The sequence below is a fragment of the Acerihabitans arboris genome, assembly GCF_010131535.1.
GTDB classification, from domain to species: Bacteria; Pseudomonadota; Gammaproteobacteria; order Enterobacterales; family Enterobacteriaceae; genus Acerihabitans; species Acerihabitans arboris.
Map to the genome: position 1 here is coordinate 75,278 of NZ_WUBS01000016.1, position 16,501 is coordinate 91,778.

At 59.9% G+C, this 16,501-nt stretch carries 17 protein-coding genes; 10 read left to right on the plus strand and 7 right to left on the minus strand.

The genetic code is table 11. The features are described from left to right. Positions 1-134 precede the first annotated feature (134 nt). On the plus strand, positions 135-878 hold the full coding sequence (fhuF, locus tag GRH90_RS20530) for a siderophore-iron reductase FhuF (RefSeq protein WP_162367833.1): 744 nt from the start codon (positions 135-137) through the stop codon (positions 876-878). A gap of 86 nt (positions 879-964) precedes the next feature. Here fhuF and GRH90_RS20535 read toward each other — a convergent pair whose 3' ends face one another. Together GRH90_RS20535 and aptA are read right to left on the minus strand one after the other, a co-directional pair. Next, on the minus strand, positions 965-1,339 hold the full coding sequence (locus GRH90_RS20535; protein ID WP_246236183.1) for a hypothetical protein: 375 nt from the start codon (positions 1,337-1,339) through the stop codon (positions 965-967). A 104-nt stretch (positions 1,340-1,443) separates the two neighbouring features. Beyond that, positions 1,444-2,790, minus strand: a complete 1,347-nt coding sequence (aptA, locus tag GRH90_RS20540) for an omega-aminotransferase AptA (protein ID WP_162367834.1) — start codon at positions 2,788-2,790, stop codon at positions 1,444-1,446. Between the two features lie 101 nt (positions 2,791-2,891). Between aptA and GRH90_RS20545 the strand changes: the two genes are divergently transcribed. The 5 genes from GRH90_RS20545 (at position 2,892) to GRH90_RS20565 (ending at position 7,705) form a co-directional block, all read left to right on the plus strand. Further along, positions 2,892-3,815, plus strand: a complete 924-nt coding sequence (locus tag GRH90_RS20545; protein ID WP_162367835.1) for a LysR family transcriptional regulator — start codon at positions 2,892-2,894, stop codon at positions 3,813-3,815. A 300-nt stretch (positions 3,816-4,115) separates the two neighbouring features. Beyond that, complete coding sequence (locus GRH90_RS26730; protein WP_512698840.1) at positions 4,116-4,331, plus strand: hypothetical protein; 216 nt, start codon at positions 4,116-4,118, stop codon at positions 4,329-4,331. Positions 4,332-4,650: 319 nt separating this feature from the next. Beyond that, on the plus strand, positions 4,651-5,937 hold the full coding sequence (dtnK, locus tag GRH90_RS20555) for a D-threonate kinase (RefSeq protein WP_162367837.1): 1,287 nt from the start codon (positions 4,651-4,653) through the stop codon (positions 5,935-5,937). Then, positions 5,930-6,910, plus strand: a complete 981-nt coding sequence (locus GRH90_RS20560; protein ID WP_162367838.1) for a D-threonate 4-phosphate dehydrogenase — start codon at positions 5,930-5,932, stop codon at positions 6,908-6,910. The genes dtnK and GRH90_RS20560 overlap by 8 nt, the downstream gene beginning before the upstream one ends. A gap of 12 nt (positions 6,911-6,922) precedes the next feature. Beyond that, on the plus strand, positions 6,923-7,705 hold the full coding sequence (locus GRH90_RS20565; protein WP_162367839.1) for a DeoR/GlpR family DNA-binding transcription regulator: 783 nt from the start codon (positions 6,923-6,925) through the stop codon (positions 7,703-7,705). Here the strand turns inward: GRH90_RS20565 and GRH90_RS20570 are convergent. Then, positions 7,698-8,459, minus strand: a complete 762-nt coding sequence (locus GRH90_RS20570) for an SDR family NAD(P)-dependent oxidoreductase (RefSeq protein WP_162367840.1) — start codon at positions 8,457-8,459, stop codon at positions 7,698-7,700. The genes GRH90_RS20565 and GRH90_RS20570 overlap by 8 nt on opposite strands. A gap of 130 nt (positions 8,460-8,589) precedes the next feature. Between GRH90_RS20570 and GRH90_RS20575 the strand changes: the two genes are divergently transcribed. The 3 genes from GRH90_RS20575 (at position 8,590) to GRH90_RS20585 (ending at position 10,556) form a co-directional block, all read left to right on the plus strand. Continuing rightward, entirely contained in the window at positions 8,590-9,501 is a 912-nt protein-coding gene (locus tag GRH90_RS20575) for a LysR family transcriptional regulator (RefSeq protein WP_162367908.1), read from the plus strand. A gap of 254 nt (positions 9,502-9,755) precedes the next feature. Then, on the plus strand, positions 9,756-9,968 hold the full coding sequence (locus tag GRH90_RS20580) for a hypothetical protein (RefSeq protein ID WP_162367841.1): 213 nt from the start codon (positions 9,756-9,758) through the stop codon (positions 9,966-9,968). Positions 9,969-10,022: 54 nt separating this feature from the next. Further along, positions 10,023-10,556, plus strand: a complete 534-nt coding sequence (locus GRH90_RS20585; protein ID WP_162367842.1) for a helix-turn-helix transcriptional regulator — start codon at positions 10,023-10,025, stop codon at positions 10,554-10,556. Between the two features lie 135 nt (positions 10,557-10,691). Here the strand turns inward: GRH90_RS20585 and GRH90_RS20590 are convergent, their stop codons facing one another. The 4 genes from GRH90_RS20590 to GRH90_RS20605 form a co-directional block, all read right to left on the minus strand. Beyond that, positions 10,692-11,516, minus strand: a complete 825-nt coding sequence (locus GRH90_RS20590) for an alpha/beta fold hydrolase (protein WP_162367843.1) — start codon at positions 11,514-11,516, stop codon at positions 10,692-10,694. 95 nt (positions 11,517-11,611) lie between these two features. Continuing rightward, on the minus strand, positions 11,612-13,237 hold the full coding sequence (locus GRH90_RS20595; RefSeq protein WP_162367844.1) for an MFS transporter: 1,626 nt from the start codon (positions 13,235-13,237) through the stop codon (positions 11,612-11,614). Next, entirely contained in the window at positions 13,234-13,650 is a 417-nt protein-coding gene (locus GRH90_RS20600; protein ID WP_162367845.1) for a DoxX family protein, read from the minus strand. The genes GRH90_RS20595 and GRH90_RS20600 overlap by 4 nt, the downstream gene beginning before the upstream one ends. A 2-nt stretch (positions 13,651-13,652) precedes the next feature. Continuing rightward, entirely contained in the window at positions 13,653-15,524 is a 1,872-nt protein-coding gene (locus GRH90_RS20605; protein WP_162367846.1) for an amidohydrolase, read from the minus strand. Between the two features lie 286 nt (positions 15,525-15,810). Between GRH90_RS20605 and GRH90_RS20610 the strand changes: the two genes are divergently transcribed. Next, positions 15,811-16,497 (plus strand): hydrolase, encoded by a 687-nt coding sequence (locus GRH90_RS20610; RefSeq protein WP_162367847.1) that lies wholly within the window; start codon positions 15,811-15,813, stop codon positions 16,495-16,497. The last annotated feature ends 4 nt before the right edge of the window (positions 16,498-16,501 follow it).

Below are 16,501 nucleotides of genomic sequence, written 5' to 3' on the forward strand. Positions count from 1 at the left end.
TTTTAAATATAAATAGTTATCATTATGATTTTGATCGCCTATTATGCGCATTCGGAGAGAGACCGCAAGCCGCCCGCCTGCTCCAGGCTCTTTCCCTGGTTTTTAATCAATGATTTGATCGTTACAGGAAGCGTATGATGCCTGCCGCAGCGTTACCCACTGCCGAATGCGCCGACGATATTGCCGGCAGTTTTTTATTCTCCGTCCCCCGCGGCGGCGTGGCGTTTTGTGCGGCGGATTTGTGCATGCCGGAAACGGCGCTGGTGGTAATCGAACCCTTCCTGCGCCTGAACGAGGGGGGAGACCGGGCGGCGGTAATCTCCATGTGGTCGCAGTGGTACTTTGCCCTGCTGGTGGCGCCCTGGACCCGGATCGCGCTGCTGCACGGCTGGCGACTGCCGGTGGATCCGCGCGATATCAGGCTTACCCAGTCGGAATCCGCCGTGCCGGAAAAATTTATCCTGGCCGATCGGGGAAGCAAAATAGCGGCGCCGGGCGATACCTTCGCATTGTTCCGCCAACTGGTGGACACGCATTTGCTGCCGGTGTGCGTGGCCTTTGCCCATTTGTCCGGGATTAAACCGGGCCTGTTCTGGAATAACGCCGCCATCCGTGTTGCCCACGGCATCGGCATGGCGGGAGAACAAGGCGCCGACACTGGCGAAGCCAGGGCGTTTCTCGACACCAAGACCCTGGCGGACGGCACGCCCAACCGGTTATATCAGCCGGTACGTTTGGTCGGGCACGATGTCGGCCCAAAAATCATCCGCCGCCTGTGTTGCCTGCGCTATAAGCTCAGCGGCCTGGAGTATTGCCCGAGCTGTCCGCTGTTGGTCGCGGACGAGCGCAAAGTACGTCATCGGGAACGGCAGGGCTAAGCATTAACGGAGCTCCGGGCTGAACATTGCCCGCGCGGCGATCAGAGCAGTTCCATCACGCGCCGGGTTTTCTCGACGCCCACCCGCTAGATGGCCAGCATCTCCTCGTCGGCGCGCTGGTAATAACCGCCGTAGTTGCCGTCGCCCAGCATGGCGCGGGCCTTGGCCGGATTCAGCTTGCGAAAGCCGACCAGGTCAAGCATCGGTTTTTGCCGGTCAGGCTGAGTGACGCCCGGTAGTCGGGTCCAGGGGAAATTCTCCATCCAGGAGGCATGGGAGGCCACCGGGTCGGTTTGCCGCACCTTTTCCCAGGTCCCGGGCGCGCACCACCAGTTATGCAACTGCACCATCACCTCAGGATTGGCCACCATCCATTCGCTGACGATATTCTGCGCCGGCAATATCGCCGCCGTGGCCGTTGACCAGCAGGCGCGCCACACCCTCGGGCCGACAGATGGCATGCCATCTGGCTTAAGCGGATCCTGTTCACAGTACTACCTTCAGGCTATACCCGCCCGCCGGAGGCACCGCGGGACGTCGTCGATACCCCCTGGTCCGCCGGAGCTTACTGAACCTGGTTTACCGCCTCGCCCACCGCGTCAAACAGCCGATCCAGCTCCGCCGGCGTGGTGTTGAAGGTGGGGCCGAACTGCAGGGTATCGCCGCCAAAACGCACATAAAAACCGGCTTTCCACAAGGCCAGGCCGGCGTCCATCGGCCGGATGGTCCCATTGCCGTCCCTGGGCGCCAATTGGATGGCCCCGGCCAGGCCGCAGTTGCGGATATCCACCACGTTCCGCGCCCCCGTCAGCCCGTGGATGGCGCGCTCGAAGTGCGGCGCCAGTTCGGCGGACTGCTCCACCAGATCCTCGCGCGCCAGCAGTTCCAGCGTGGCCAACCCGGCCGCGCAGGCCACCGGATGCGCCGAATAGGTATAGCCGTGCAAAAACTCCACCGCGTACTCCGGCGTATCCTGGCGCATAAAGGTGTCGTAGATCTCTTTGCCTGCCACCACCGCGCCCATGGGGACAGCGCCGTTGGTCACCTGTTTGGCGATATTCATCAGATCCGGCGTGACGCCGAAATACTCCGCGCCGCTATATCGGCCCAGGCGGCCGAAGCCGGTGATCACTTCGTCAAAAATCAGCAGGATATCGTGGGCATCGCAAATGGCGCGCAACCGCTGCAGGTAACCCTCCGGCGGCACGATAACCCCGGCGGACCCGGACATGGGTTCCACCATTACCGCCGCGATATTGGACGCGTCGTACAGCTCAATCTGCCGCAGTAACTCATCCGCCAACGCCACGCCGCCGCCGGCCGCCTGGCCTCGGGTAAACGGCAGGCCGGTTTGCAGGGTATGCGGCAGATGGCTGGCCTCCAGCAGATGCCCGAACATTTTACGGTTGCCGCCGATACCGCCCACGCTGGTGCCGCCGATATTTACGCCGTGGTAGCCGCGCGCGCGGCCAATCAGCCGGGTCTTGGCCGGCTGCCCCTTCAGGCGCCAGTAGGCGCGGGCCATTTTCACCGCCGTATCGGCGCATTCGGACCCGGAGTTGGTGAAAAAGACATGATCCAGGCTGCCCGGCATCAGGGCGGCAATTTTTTCCGCCAGGATAAAGGACAGCGGCTGACCGTACTGAAACGCCGGCGAGTAGTCCAGCCGGCCCAGCTGGCGCGCCACCGCCTGCTGTATTTCCAAACGGCAGTGCCCCGCCCCGCAGGTCCACAGGCCGGACAGGCTGTCGAAAATGCGCCGGCCCCGGTCATCGGTCAGCCAGTTGCCCTCGGCGGCGACGATCATGCGCGGGTCACGCTGAAACTGCCGGTTGGCGGTAAACGGCATCCAGTGCGCCGGCAAATTCAGCTTGGCGGTGTCATAGTCCTGGTCTGGCGGCAACGTGCTCATGTAAAGCTCCTGCAACGATCGGATGAAAATTCAGCTTGCAGGAAAAACATAGGTGAGTTAAAGCTTAAATTTCTTTTCATTAGATTAGATATTACTCACCTATGGCCCAACGCAATCCCCTGCAGCAGGTGAGCGATTTTGATCTGCGCCTGCTGCGACTGTATATCACCGTGGTGGAATGCGGCGGTTTTACCGCCGCCGAGGGCGTGCTGGGCATCACCCGCTCCGCCATCAGCCAGCATATGAACGACCTGGAAAAACGGCTGGGCATGCGCTTATGCCAACGGGGCCGGGCCGGCTTTGCCCTGACCGCCGAAGGGCGGGAGGTGTTGCAGGCGGCGCAGAAGGCGCTGGCGGCCATAGAAATCTTCCGCGCCGACGTAAACCAGCTGCATCAACAGCTGCGCGGCGACCTGAATATCGGCATTATCAATAACCTGGTCACGCTGCCGCGCATGCGTATCACCCGCGCGCTTAAGCTGCTGCGCGATCACAGCGCCGGCGTGCGTATCAACCTGGGCATGACCACCCCGGCCGAAATTGAGCGCGGCGTCCTCGACGGCCGGCTGCATGCCGGGGCGATCCCCGCCATCGCCTCGCTGTCCGGCCTGGACTACCTGCCGCTATACCAGGAAAATTCCTTTCTCTATTGCAGCCGGGAGCACCGGCTGTTCAGCCTGCCCGACATGGATATCAGCGACAACCTGCTGGCGGGCGAGGACGCCATCGTGCCAACCTACCGCCTGCCCGCCGCCGCCATAACCCTTTACCAGCGGCTGCACGGCGCCGCCAGCGCCTCCGATCGGGAAGGCATCGCTTTTTTAATCCTGTCCGGCAGCTTTATCGGCTACCTGCCCGATCATTACGCCCGGCAGTGGGAGGCCAAGGGTATGCTGCGCCCGCTATGCCCTGAACGTCTTCAATTTGCCACCCCGCTGGCGCTGATTACCCGGGCAGCAAGGGGCAATAACCTGATATTGGATCGTTTTCTCGAGGCGCTCGGCAAGGAAGAAGCGGGCATATAATATCTGTAGATATCAACTATCTAACTTATATATAAGTTAGCCATATCACTATCCATCCTTTTTTTTCCTCGATGATTCATTCTACCTCCATTTAGCCAGCTGTGATTTTTGGCATATTTTAATTAACCAAAAGTCGGCATTATACCGGAGTATATAATACACCGGTAAGTTCCTCACGGAGTTATTGCGCCGCGCGGAATGGTTTCACCCTGGGCAGATCTCTTAACTTATTGGAGTGACAAAGATTATCGAAAAACAGGTCTAAAGCTTTGCTGGAGGACCTGACGTAAAAATCATGCAGTGCCGGCCGTATCAATGCATGAGTCCGGTAAAATTAGTTTCATTTTCATATGGATTATATATTTTTATGGCAATAAGGCTTATACACAAAATAAAATACTTTTTTTAGATGAACACCCACATTTCTCGTTGAAAATATCAATTAATTTATTGGACCAAGATCTATTAATAGCGAAGATGGAAGCAAAGTATCTGAATGGTCAACTGATTTACTGATTATTATCGTTTTTTATAACAGTCTACAATAAGTTCATCCCCGGCCAACTCACTTCGCCGGGGATTTTTGCTTTAGCCTGAACTGCTCTTTTCGAGGTAGCCTTATCCTGACGAAAACCGCTCTAACCTGCGTGATTTCAGTCATAAATTGTGGCTGACTAAGCATGCTCGCTGCTTGTTACCCGCTGGCGGGCGTAAAAAATAATTTGATCTTGCTCACAAACAATCATATATGATTAAATATAATCATTGGGTCGGGTAAGAAACCGATTTTCTTACGGGAATGTGCCTAACCGACGACTTAATCAGGGGAAGCGTTATGCCGGACAGGCAGCATAAAACGGACATTCTGGTGATTGCCGATGATTTTACCGGCGCCAATGACGCCGGCGTCGGGCTGACCCGGTATGGCGCGCGGGTCAATGTGCTGTTCAACGGCGGTTTTCCCGGTAATACCGATGGCGCCGATGCCTGGGCAATCAGTACCGATAGCCGCGCCCTGCCGGCGGCGCTCGCGGCGGAACGGGTGGCCCGGGCGGCGTGCCGATGGCGCGCTATTGCCCCCGATGGATGGCTATATAAAAAGATAGATTCCACCCTGCGCGGCAACCTGGGGTCGGAAATCGAGGCGGCGCTTACCGCCGGCCGCGCCCCGCTGGCCGTCATTGCCGCGGCATCGCCGTCCATGGGGCGGGTAATCCGCAACGGCGATTGTCATGTGAACGGCATCCCGCTTATCGATACCGAGTTCGCTAGCGATCCCAAAACCCCGGTCGGCACGTCGTCCATCGCCGATCGGATCAAACAGCAGAGCGATTTACCCCTGGCCGGGCTCGACCTTGCCGCCGTGCGCGGCGATCGGCTGGCGGCCCGGTTGGCGGAACTGGCGCAACAGGGCTGCCGGATGGTCGTGCTGGACAGCGAAACCGACGCGGATCTGCAAACAATCATTGCCGCCCTGGCACAACTGCCGTTTCGTCCCCTGCTGGCAGGCTCGGCCGGACTGATTGATGCCCTGGCGCAAAGCCTTTCTTATCAGCCGGTTCGCCCGTTGCTGGCGGTTATCGGCTCGATGAGCGCCACGGCCCAGCGGCAAATCGACCATGCCGTGGCCCATGCGCGCGTCACCCTGGTGGATATTGATGTCCTGCAGGCATTCGCGCCGGATCAGGCACCGTTTATTCACCAGTGGACCGGACAAATTACCACCGTCCTGGGCACCGGGCGCCACTGCGTGGTGCGTACCTGCCAGGATGCCGCGCAGCGCCAGCATATCGAGGCGTTTTGCCAGCAACATGACGTCAGCCGCCAGCGGTTGGGGGAGGAGATTTGCCGGATGCTCGGCCGGCTGACGCGCCGGATTATCAGCATGCAGCCTGTGGGCGGACTGTATCTCAGCGGCGGCGATGTCGCCGTTGCCGTAGCCGGCGCGCTGGGCGCCTCCGGTTTCCAGCTGCGCGGGCAAATTGCCGCCTGCGTTCCTTATGGACGGTTATTAAACAGCGCGGCGGGCACGATTCCGGTAATGACCAAAGCGGGCGGTTTCGGTGATGAAACCACGCTATCAGAAGTGATACGCTTTATTGAGGAGATGTTGCGTGACTAAAATTATTGCGGTAACCATGGGCGATCCGGCCGGGATTGGCCCGGAAATCATCATTAAAGCGTTAGCTGACGGCGAATTGTCAGGCGCGCCGGTGGTGGTGGTGGGCTGCGCGCAAATCCTGAGGCGCATACTGTCGCTCGCCATCACGCCGCCCGCCGAGTTAAAAATCATCGACCGTCCCGCCGATGCGCAGTTTGCGCCCGGGGTGATTAACGTTATCGACGAGCCATTGCAGGATCCGGCGGCTTTAAAGGCCGGGCTGGTACAACCGCAGGCGGGGGATCTTGCGTACCGCTGTGTAAAACGCGCCACCGAACTGGCGATGGCCGGGGAGGCGCAGGCCATTGCCACCGCGCCGCTGAACAAGGAAGCGCTGCACTCCGCCGGGCACATTTACCCGGGCCATACCGAGCTGCTGGCCAAGCTGACCCACAGCCGCGATTACGCCATGGTGCTGTATACGGACAGGCTAAAGGTGATCCATGTTTCCACCCATATCGCCCTGCGGCAATTTCTCGATACCCTGAGCCGCGAGCGCGTGGAGACGGTGATCCAGATGGCGGATACCTTCCTGCGCCGGGTGGGGTACGCCCATCCGCGCATTGCCGTGGCCGGGGTCAATCCCCACGCGGGTGAACATGGCCTGTTCGGCGATGAAGAGATTACCATCGTCAATCCGTCCGTCGAGGCGATGCGCGCCAGGGGATTGGATGTGACCGGCGCTTGCCCGCCCGATACCGTTTACCTGCAAACCTACGAAGGGCAATATGACATCGTCGTGGCCATGTACCATGATCAGGGTCACATCCCGTTGAAACTACTGGGTTTTTATGATGGAGTCAACATCACCGCCGGCCTGCCGTTTATCCGCACCTCCGCCGACCACGGCACGGCGTTTGATATTGCCTGGACAGGTAAAGCCAACTCTGACAGCATGGCGATATCGATAAAATTAGCCATGCAATTGGCCTAACGAACGGGCGCTATGAAGGGACAAAGTCGTTTAGACCAGATTATGGAATACCTTAAAAGCCATAATCTGGTCACCGTAGAACAGCTGGTCGAGGCGATAAACACCTCCCCCGCGACCATTCGCCGCGACCTGATCAAACTCGATGAGCAAGGCGTTATCAGCCGTACCCACGGCGGCGTCACGCTAAATCGCTTTATTCCCTCGCAGCCGACCACCAACGAAAAACAGCGGCGCAACCTGCTGGAAAAACAGGCCATCGCCGAACTGGCCGCGCAATGCGTGCGCCCCGGCGACGCCGTGGTGCTGGACGCCGGCACCACCATGCTGGAACTGGCGCGCCATTTGACCCATCTGCCGCTGCGGGTCATTACGTCGGATTTGCATATCGCGCTGTTTTTATCCGAATTTAAACAAATCGAAGTCACCATTACCGGCGGACGCATCGATGACAGCAGCCAGTCCTGCATCGGCGACCACGGCCGCCAGCTGCTGCAGAAAATCTATCCGGACGTGGCGTTTATCAGCTGTAATTCCTGGAGCCTGGAAAAAGGCATCACCACGCCAACGGAGGATAAATCGGCGCTCAAATTGGATCTGGCCGCCCATGCCAAGCGGCGGATCCTGCTGGCGGACAGCAGCAAATACGGCGCTTATTCGCTGTTTTGCGCCATGCCGCTGACGCAGTTGACCGATATTATCACCGACAACGGGCTACCGGCGCCGGTGATGGAGGAACTGCGCCAGCTGCCCTGCGCCCTGCTGCTGGCGGATATCACCGCCCGCCGCGTCAGATAAACATGCCGCCGGAGGCCTCGATGCGCTGGCCGGTGATCCAATGGGTGCCGTCGGTAAGCAGGGCGGCCACCGCGCCGCCGATATCGTCGGGCAGGCCTGCCCGGCCCAAGGCGGTATTGGCGGCGATAAGCTGATTGACCTGCTGGTTATCGCGCACCATCCCGCCGCCGAAGTCCGTTTCTATCGCGCCTGGGGCCAGTGCATTAACACTGATCCCCCTGCCGCCCAACTCTTTGGCCTGATAGCGGGTTAATACTTCCAGGCCGCCTTTCATCGTGGCGTAGGCCGCCGCCGCCGTCGAGGCGGTGAAACGCGTCAGGCCGGTGGAGATATTCAGGATGCGTCCGCCGTCCGCTATCAGCGGCAGCAGTTTTTGCGTCAGGAAAAACGGTCCTTTTAAGTGAATATTGAACAACTCATCAAACTGCTGTTCGGTCGTGTCGGCAATGGCGGCATGCAGGCCGATGCCGGCATTGTTCACCAGGTAATCAAAACTGTCGCGCTTAAACTCCCCGGCAAGGATACGGCCGATCCCGGCCGCGAACTCGCCGAAAACGGAGCTGTCGCCCACGTCCAGCTGCAGCATGACCGCCTTGCCGCCGGCCTGTTTGATTTGCGCCACCAGCGCCTGCGCCTCGTCGGCCCGGCTGTGGTAGGTGCCGATGATGTCCACGCCCTTTGCCGCCAGGTGCAGGGCGGCATTTTTGCCCAGTCCGCGACTGGCGCCGGTTATCAAAGCAATTTTGTTATTCATCTCGGTACGCTCCGGTTGGTCTTTTGATACGTCTATTTACAGCTTATTAGCCGGCGGGGTATAGATAAACCGGACAAAAGCGGAAATACTGTTCGCTATGGCAGGACAATAATCCGGATCTTAGCAAATGGTGAATAAACTAGAGCTGCTGCGCAGCTTTATCCGCGTAACCGAATTGTCGAGCTTCACCCAGGCGGGCGAGAGTCTCGGCCTGCCCAAGTCAACGGTGTCGGAACATATCCAGGCGTTGGAAGCGCTGGTAGGCGCCCGGCTGCTGCATCGCACCACCCGCCGGGTTACGGCCACCCAAGACGGGCAGGTGCTCTATGAGCGCGGCAAGGATATGCTGGCGAATATGGATGAACTCGAGGGATTGTTTCGCCAGGACGGCCTGGTGCTGGCCGGGCGGCTGCGGGTGGATATGCCCGCCGCCTTTGCCCGCGCCATGGTGCTGCCGCGCCTGGGCGACTTTATGCAAAAACACCCGAACGTGCGTATTGAAATCAGCTGTACCGACCGGCGGGTGGATATCGTGCGCGAGGGGTTCGACTGCGTCCTGCGCATCGGCGAACTGACCGAGGCGTCCCTGGTGGCCAGGCGGCTGGGCTGGTTGCCCATGGTTAACTGCGCCAGCCCCTCTTATCTCGCGGCCCACGGCGTCCCCCGCACCCCGGCGGATCTGGCCGGCCATGTCCTGGTCCACTACGTCTCCATCCTGGGCTCGCGCGCGGAGGGATTCGTTTACCGCCACCAGGGTAAGGCCTTGAATCAGGATTTGCCCTCCCTGGTCACGGTAAATAATGTCGATGCCTATGAAGCGGCCTGCCTAGGCGGGCTCGGTATTATCCAGGCGCCGGCCGTCGGCATGGGCGGGCACCTGGCCGCTGGCCGGCTGGTGGAAATACTGCCTGATTATCCCGCGCCGCCGATGGACGTCTCGCTGGTGTATGCCCATCGTCGTTATCTGCCCCAGCGCGCCAGGGTGTTTATGGATTGGCTGGCGGAACTGCTGGCGCCGGCCATCAGCGCGCATCGGCCATGAGCTGACCGCGGATGGGGGCCTTGATCGGCCGGCCTGATATGCAGATGTTCACCCGTTGATGCTTAAACGCGCCGTGCCCAAAATACCGTGACAACGGCTAATATTTGCGATGCCCATCGCTAATCTGTTGTTAATTAATACGTTCCCCTCTCCTCTTCCGATGAATTTGTTACCCTCTACCGGCAGATTGCCGCAAATCACCGTTGACAACTGTCAACAATCATTCTACATTACCTCAGGCAATAGGGAGGGAGATGAAGGATCATCCCAACAAGCATATTCAGGCTGCTATTGAATATGCGCTCTCCAAAGGCTGGCGATTCCGTCATGGTAAAGGGCATGCGTTCGGCCGCCTTATCTGTGGCACGCCGGAGCATGGCGAACACCAGGTGAGCATCTGGTCCACCCCGCGCAAACCGGGGAATCATGCCAAACAGCTGCGCCGCAAGGTCAATAGCTGCCTGTGAAATGACGTATCAACGCTAATCCAAGGCGGGAAACCGCCTTTAATCGAGGTGATAATGGCATTGTACAATTTCGCGCTTACCCTCTCCGGGGTAACCGCTGATACCAAAGGATTGGAAGACCGGCTGTTTGAAAGCGGCTGCGATGATGCCCTGGTCTGTTTTTATGGCAAATCCGTGTACCTGGAATTTGATCGCGACAGCGAGTCCTTCGCCCAGGCGGCGCTAAGCGCCATCGGCGATATCGAGTCGGCGGAACTGGGCGCGAAGGTCGTCTCGGTCGATGCCGACCTTGTCGGCTTAAGCGACATTGCCGAGCTGTCGGATATGTCGCGCCAGGCGGTTGCCATGCTCAAGGACGGCACCCGCGGCTCCGGCGATTTTCCCTCGCCGGTACAGAGGATAAAAGGCGTCTCGCCGCTGTGGCGCTGGGCCGACGTGGCCGAATGGCTGGCGGCAACAGGGAGGTTGCATCCGGATATTGCCGTCAACGCCCGGCAACTCGATATTATCAATATGGCCCTGCAGCTGCGCGAATCCCAGCAACGCAACCAAATCGCGGATTACCTGAACATACTGGAAGCGTCGTAGCCCAAATACCGGGCGCGACGGGCTTATGCCTGTAGGCTGGATGCCATGGGAGCCGGCCAGCATGACCCCGCTCTTGATAAAACACCTAAGGTCACGCCGGCCAGATCGTTTTGATGATTCCCTGGCGGGCGCGCATCAGTCAAGTTTAATGAAAGCCAGCAAATCCTGGTTCAACTTATCCTTATGGGTGAAACACAGGGCGTGGGGCGCGCCCGGATACATCTTCAGGATGGACGACGGGATGGCCGCCGCCGCAAGTTTACCCGTCGCTTCAAAAGGCACCACCCGATCGTCATCGCCATGGATAACCAGCGTCGGCAATGAAAATGCCTGCATATCCTGGCGGAAATCCGTTTCCGAGAAAGCGGTGACGCAGTCGATAGTGCCCTTGATGGAGGCCAGCAAGGCCATGTTCAGCGTCTGGGCAAGGATGCCGGCCGACACCTTGCTATCCGCACGATTGGTACCATAGAATACCGCGCTGAAATCGCTCAGGAACTGCGGCCGATCGGCGGCCAGGCCCGCTTTGATACCGTCAAATACCGATTTATCCACCCCTGCGGGATGATCGGCGGTTTTGATAAACAGCGGGGTTACCGCGCTAATCAGCACCGCTTTCGCCAACCGCCTGGTGCCGTGGCGGGCAATATAACGCGCCACTTCGCCGCCTCCCATGGAAAATCCGATCAGCACCGCCTGCCGGATATCCAGTTTTTGCAGCAGTTCGTCCAGGTCATCGGCAAAAGTGTCGTAATCATAACCGTCCCAGGGCTGGCTCGACCGGCCGAAGCCCCGGCGATCGTAGGCGATGGTCCGGTAACCGTTTCCGGCCAGGAAATTCATCTGGTATTCCCACATATCGGCGTCCAGCGGCCAGCCGTGCACAAAAATAATCGGTTGTCCCCGCCCCCAGTCCTTGAAATAGATTTCAGTGCCGTCACGGGTAATGAATGTGTTCATGTAGTTACTCCTTACAGGATGAGTACGAGAAAGTCTGCATGTTGGAACACCCTCTGTTCCAGGACGTCATGTCCGCCATCAATAACCCTGATGCTCTATTCCGGCGCCACCAGATGACGCACCTCCGGCGGCTGCTCGCCGTGATGGAAGGCGCGTACCCGGTCCTGGATGCGTTTGTCATTCACCGTGTGTCGCTCATGTTGCCGCAGATGCTCAAGCCAGGAGCCGACGACAAACACCTCGACACATTTGCCGGGAAACCGGATGTCCTCATAAACCGCCCAGGTCAGCGCTCCGCCGCGCCGGCGTACGCGTCGCATTTCCTGGATCGCCCGCATAAAAACGGGGACGTCGCCGGGGTCGACCTGATACTCGACGCTGACCATCACCGGCCCACGGTCATGATCCATAGCGGACTCGGGCGCCAGGGGGTGCCCGATCGGCTCAAGGTTTAAATCGGGGTCCTGGTTTAACCGCCAGCGCAGGGCGGTGGCGGTGCCCAACACCATGCCGATGGCGGCCACCGTCAGGGAAGCGGGTATATCCAGCTGCGATGCCAGCTTGCCCCAGATGGCGCTGCCGGCGGTCATGGAGCCAAAAAACACCGTCAGGTAAACGGCCAGGGCGCGCGCTTTAACCCAGCGCGCCGCGCTGCGCTGGGCACCGACGTTGAGGGTTGAAAGGATGGTGATCCAGGCAAAGCCGGTAAAAAACTGCATACCGGCCAGCCACCAGAAATGGCGGATAAAGGCGAGCGTCAGCATGGTGAGCGCAAACAGCAGGCTGGCCAGTACCGTCAGGCTATCGGGGGTCAGCCTTTTGCGCAGCCCCGGCAACAAAATAGCGCCGCAAATCGCGCCGATGCCGATGGCGGCCAGGAGAATGCCGTAGCCCCCGGGTCCCAGCCCCAGCTCTCGTTGCGCCACCAGCGGCAACAATGCCCAGCCGGCGCTGCCGAACAGGAAAAACGCCATGGCCCGGACCAACACCGTCCTTAACACCGGCGCGGCATGGACATAACGCAGCCCCACGCGCATGGCGGAAAAAAAGTGCTCGGGCGGCAGGCGCTGGACGGCGGTGTCGGTTTTCCAGCGATACAACACGACTATGACGCCCACCACCGACAGCGCGTTAAGCATAAATACCACCGCCGGGCCGGCAAACGACAAAATCAGCCCGCCCAGGGCGGGGCCGATGGCGCGGCTGATATTGATGCCGAGCGAATTAAGGGCGATGGCCGGCGCGAGGTCGGCACGCGGTATCAGGTCCGGCACGATGGCCTGGAACGGCGGCGAGCTCATGGCGGCGCCGGTGCTTAACAAAAACGCCGCGGCCAGCAGCAGGGGCGGCGTCATATGACCGGACAAGGCCAGCAGCGCCATCGCGGCGGCCACCGCCAATACCCAAAATTGCGAAAACAGCAGGTACCTGCGCCGGTCGACGATATCGGCCATCACCCCCGAGGGCAGTGCAAACAAAAACATGGGCAGGCTGCCGGCGGCCTGGACCATGGCCACCATCAGCGGATCGGAGTTCAGGGTGAGCATCATCCAGCTGGTGCCGACATCGCTCATCCATGAGCCGATGTTGGAAGCTACCGTGGCAATCCACAGCATGCGGAACACGCGCCGGCGTAGCGGGCTCCATGAGGAGGGCGACGCGGCCGCCCCGCCACCGGCGGCTTCCCGCGCGACAACCTGGTGTTTGCCTGATGCCGTCATCGCGGATCTCCCGATCCGCCGGGCCACAGGCTCAAACGGCCGGGACCGGCTAACGCGATGGTGGTGAAGATAATCAACAGCAGCCAGCCAAACTGCCCTTCCGCCACCGACCAGTCCGGGTGGACCGCCACCATGGCGATAAGCAACACCACGACGATGGGCAAACAGGCCATGCGCGTGAAAACGCCGAGCAGGATAAACACCGGGCAAACCACCTCGGCGAAAATGGCGGCCCACAGGCTCAGGGACGCGCCCAGGCCGAAAGGGTCCTCAATCCTGGCGAGCTCATCGGCGTAGTGCAGCACTTTGGGCGCCCCGTGCACGTACAGCAGCATAAAACAGCCGGCCAGGCGCAGGAACAGCAGGCCCAGGTCAACCTGCGGGGTAAGGTAAAACAGCCGTATGGTCTTCATGATCAAAACGCAAAGCAGCTGCAGCCCAGCGCGCCCCAAAAACCGGCGTGATTGGCAACGGGCACCGAGGATCCGCGCGCGGCGTCATGGGAATGGCCGTGAACGCCGCAGGGACCGATGCAGGCATGGGGCAACACGCAGGCCTTGGCGGCGCTCGGCTGGCGGTAATGCCCCGGCACCAGGGTCACGGGCGACCAGTCAGGCAACACCGGGATCGCCGCCGGACCGTGGAAGGTAAATTCGCCGGCGGCATACACCACCTGACCGTCGACGATGGTCATCAACGATTCAATGGACTTGATGTCATCCTCGCGCACGGCAAAAAAATCAGCGGTCAATACCGCCATATCGGCAAGCTGGCCGCTCTTGATGCGCCCCTTTTTGTCCCGATCGCCGGAGAACCAGGCGCTGCCGGCGGTCCATAATTCGAGGGCGACATGACGGGGCAGGCGATCCGCGCTGTCGTAGAGCTTCATGCCGCCGACGGTACGGCCGGAGACCAGCCAGTAGAGCGCGGTCCAGGGGTTATGGCTGGCCACCCGGGTGGCGTCCGTTCCACCGCCCACCGGCACGCCCATCTCCAGCATACGCGCGATGGGCGGGGTATGGCTTGCCGCCTCCGCGCCGTAGCGATCGACAAAATATTCGCCCTGGAAGGCCATGCGGTGCTGGATGGCAATCCCTCCGCCCAGGGCGCGCACCCGCTCGATATTTTGCGGCGTGATGGTTTCGGCGTGGTCAAATAACCAATGCAAACCGTCAAAGGGGATCTCGCGATCCACCTTTTCGAACACATCCAGCATGCGGCTGATGGATTCGTTATAGGTGGCGTGCAAACGGAAGGGCCAGCGATTGGACACCAGATGCCTGACCACGTCCTCAAGCTCATTTTCCATGCCGGCGGCCAAATCCGGCCTTGGCTCCAGGAAATCCTCGAAATCAGCGGCGGAAAACACCAGCATTTCACCCGCGCCGTTATGCCGGTAAAAATCATCGCCCTGGCCCATCTTGACCAAACCGGTCCATTGTTGAAAATCCTCCAGCTCCGCGCCCTTGCGCTGGGTAAACAGGTTATAGGCGATGCGCACCGTCAGCTGTCCATCCCGCGCCAGTCGGTCGACCACGGCATAATCGTCGGGATAGTTCTGAAAACCGCCGCCGGCGTCGATGGCGCTGGTCACGCCCAGCCGGTTAAGCTCACGCATAAATTGCCGGGTGGAATTGACCTGATATTCCAGCGGCAACGCCGGCCCCTTGGCCAGGGTGGCGTAAAGGATCATGGCGTTCGGGCGGGCTACCAGCATGCCGGTGGGATTGCCCGCCTGGTCGCGCTGGATTTCGCCGCCCGGAGGATTGGGCGTTTCCTTGGTATAACCGACGGCCCTGAGCGCGGCGCGGTTAAGCAATGCGCGATCGTATAGATGCAGCACGAAGACCGGGGTATCCGGCGCCGCCGTATTAAGCTCCTCAAGGGTCGGCATACGGCGTTCCGCGAACTGGAACTCCGTCCATCCGCCCACCACCCTGACCCATTGGGGATGCGGCGTGCGATCCGCCTGCGCTTTTAACATCATCAGGGCGTCGGATAAAGAGGGCACCCCTTCCCAGCGCAGTTCAAGGTTATAGTTCAGCCCGCCGCGGATCAGGTGAAGATGGGAGTCGTTCAGGCCGGGAATGACGGTGCGGCCGCCCAGGTCGATGACCTTGGTCATCGCGCCCCGGTGACGCATTACCGACGCGTCGTCACCGACGTACAAAAATTTCCCCGCGCGGACGGCGATCGCCCCGGCAAGGGGATTTTGCCGGTCCAAAGTGTGGAATTTTCCGTTCACCAGGATTAATTCTGCTGTATCTGCTTTATCAGGCGAAACCATAAAACCTCCGGGACAGACAGTGAGAGGGCAGCATCAGGCTGCGGACGAAGCGCGGGCCGGCAATAACGCGCCGTGGCTTTGGTTATGCCTGGATTATTGTCGGCGGTCCGGATCACCGTCTAGTTATACATAGAGATAATGGTTTCGCTTATTCCGCCGTCCTACCATCCCAGCAGATAGGTAACGCGCATCCCCGATTGCCGGGAGGTTCCGCTATCTATCGTCCCAACCGGCGCGCCGCAAATCCGCGCGCGACCCTTTTATTCAACCCTCGCGGGATACCATTATGATTGACTCGAAACTTGAAGTGCTGACGCCAACCAACTGTCAGATGATCTTTATCGATCAGCAGCCGCAAATGGCGTTCGGCGTACAGTCGATAGATCGTCAGGTGTTAAAGAACAATACGGTGGCGTTGGCTAAAGCGGCAAAGGTGTTCGGCATTCCAACCATCATCACCACGGTGGAAACGTTAGGTTTTTCCGGCCATACCTATCCGGAACTGCTGGATGTGTTCCCCACCCATGACATTCTTGAACGCTCATCGATGAACTCCTGGGACGACCAGAAAGTGCGCGACGCGCTGGCCGCCACGGGCAAGAAAAAAGTCGTGGTCTCGGGCCTGTGGACCGAGGTGTGCAACAACAGTTTTGCCCTGTGCGCCATGGCCGAAGGCGATTATGAAATCTATATGGTTGCCGACGCGTCCGGCGGCACGTCCAGGGAAGCCCATGACTACGCCATGCAGCGCATGATCCAGGCCGGGGTGATCCCGGCGACCTGGCAACAGGTGATGCTGGAATGGCAGCGGGACTGGGCGCGCAAGGAGACTTACGACGCCGTCATGGACATCGTGCGCGAGCATTCCGGCGCCTACGGCATGGGCGTGGATTATGCCTATACCATGGTGCACAACGCGCCGGAGCGCGGCCATGGCGATCACCGGACGCTGGCGCCGGTGCCCGCGAAATAGCAGT

Coding starts and splice junctions, on each gene's coding strand:
- GRH90_RS20545 (WP_162367835.1), top strand. CDS start 2,892: ATGGCCCAACGCAATCCCCTGCAGCAGGTGAGCGATTTTGATCTGCGC.
- GRH90_RS20595 (WP_162367844.1), bottom strand. CDS start 13,237: ATGACGGCATCAGGCAAACACCAGGTTGTCGCGCGGGAAGCCGCCGGT.
- GRH90_RS20565 (WP_162367839.1), top strand. CDS start 6,923: ATGAAGGGACAAAGTCGTTTAGACCAGATTATGGAATACCTTAAAAGC.
- GRH90_RS20535 (WP_246236183.1), bottom strand. CDS start 1,339: ATGCCATCTGTCGGCCCGAGGGTGTGGCGCGCCTGCTGGTCAACGGCC.
- GRH90_RS20610 (WP_162367847.1), top strand. CDS start 15,811: ATGATTGACTCGAAACTTGAAGTGCTGACGCCAACCAACTGTCAGATG.
- dtnK (WP_162367837.1), top strand. CDS start 4,651: ATGCCGGACAGGCAGCATAAAACGGACATTCTGGTGATTGCCGATGAT.
- GRH90_RS20570 (WP_162367840.1), bottom strand. CDS start 8,459: ATGAATAACAAAATTGCTTTGATAACCGGCGCCAGTCGCGGACTGGGC.
- GRH90_RS20590 (WP_162367843.1), bottom strand. CDS start 11,516: ATGAACACATTCATTACCCGTGACGGCACTGAAATCTATTTCAAGGAC.
- fhuF (WP_162367833.1), top strand. CDS start 135: ATGATGCCTGCCGCAGCGTTACCCACTGCCGAATGCGCCGACGATATT.
- GRH90_RS20585 (WP_162367842.1), top strand. CDS start 10,023: ATGGCATTGTACAATTTCGCGCTTACCCTCTCCGGGGTAACCGCTGAT.
- GRH90_RS20580 (WP_162367841.1), top strand. CDS start 9,756: ATGAAGGATCATCCCAACAAGCATATTCAGGCTGCTATTGAATATGCG.
- aptA (WP_162367834.1), bottom strand. CDS start 2,790: ATGAGCACGTTGCCGCCAGACCAGGACTATGACACCGCCAAGCTGAAT.
- GRH90_RS20600 (WP_162367845.1), bottom strand. CDS start 13,650: ATGAAGACCATACGGCTGTTTTACCTTACCCCGCAGGTTGACCTGGGC.
- GRH90_RS20605 (WP_162367846.1), bottom strand. CDS start 15,524: ATGGTTTCGCCTGATAAAGCAGATACAGCAGAATTAATCCTGGTGAAC.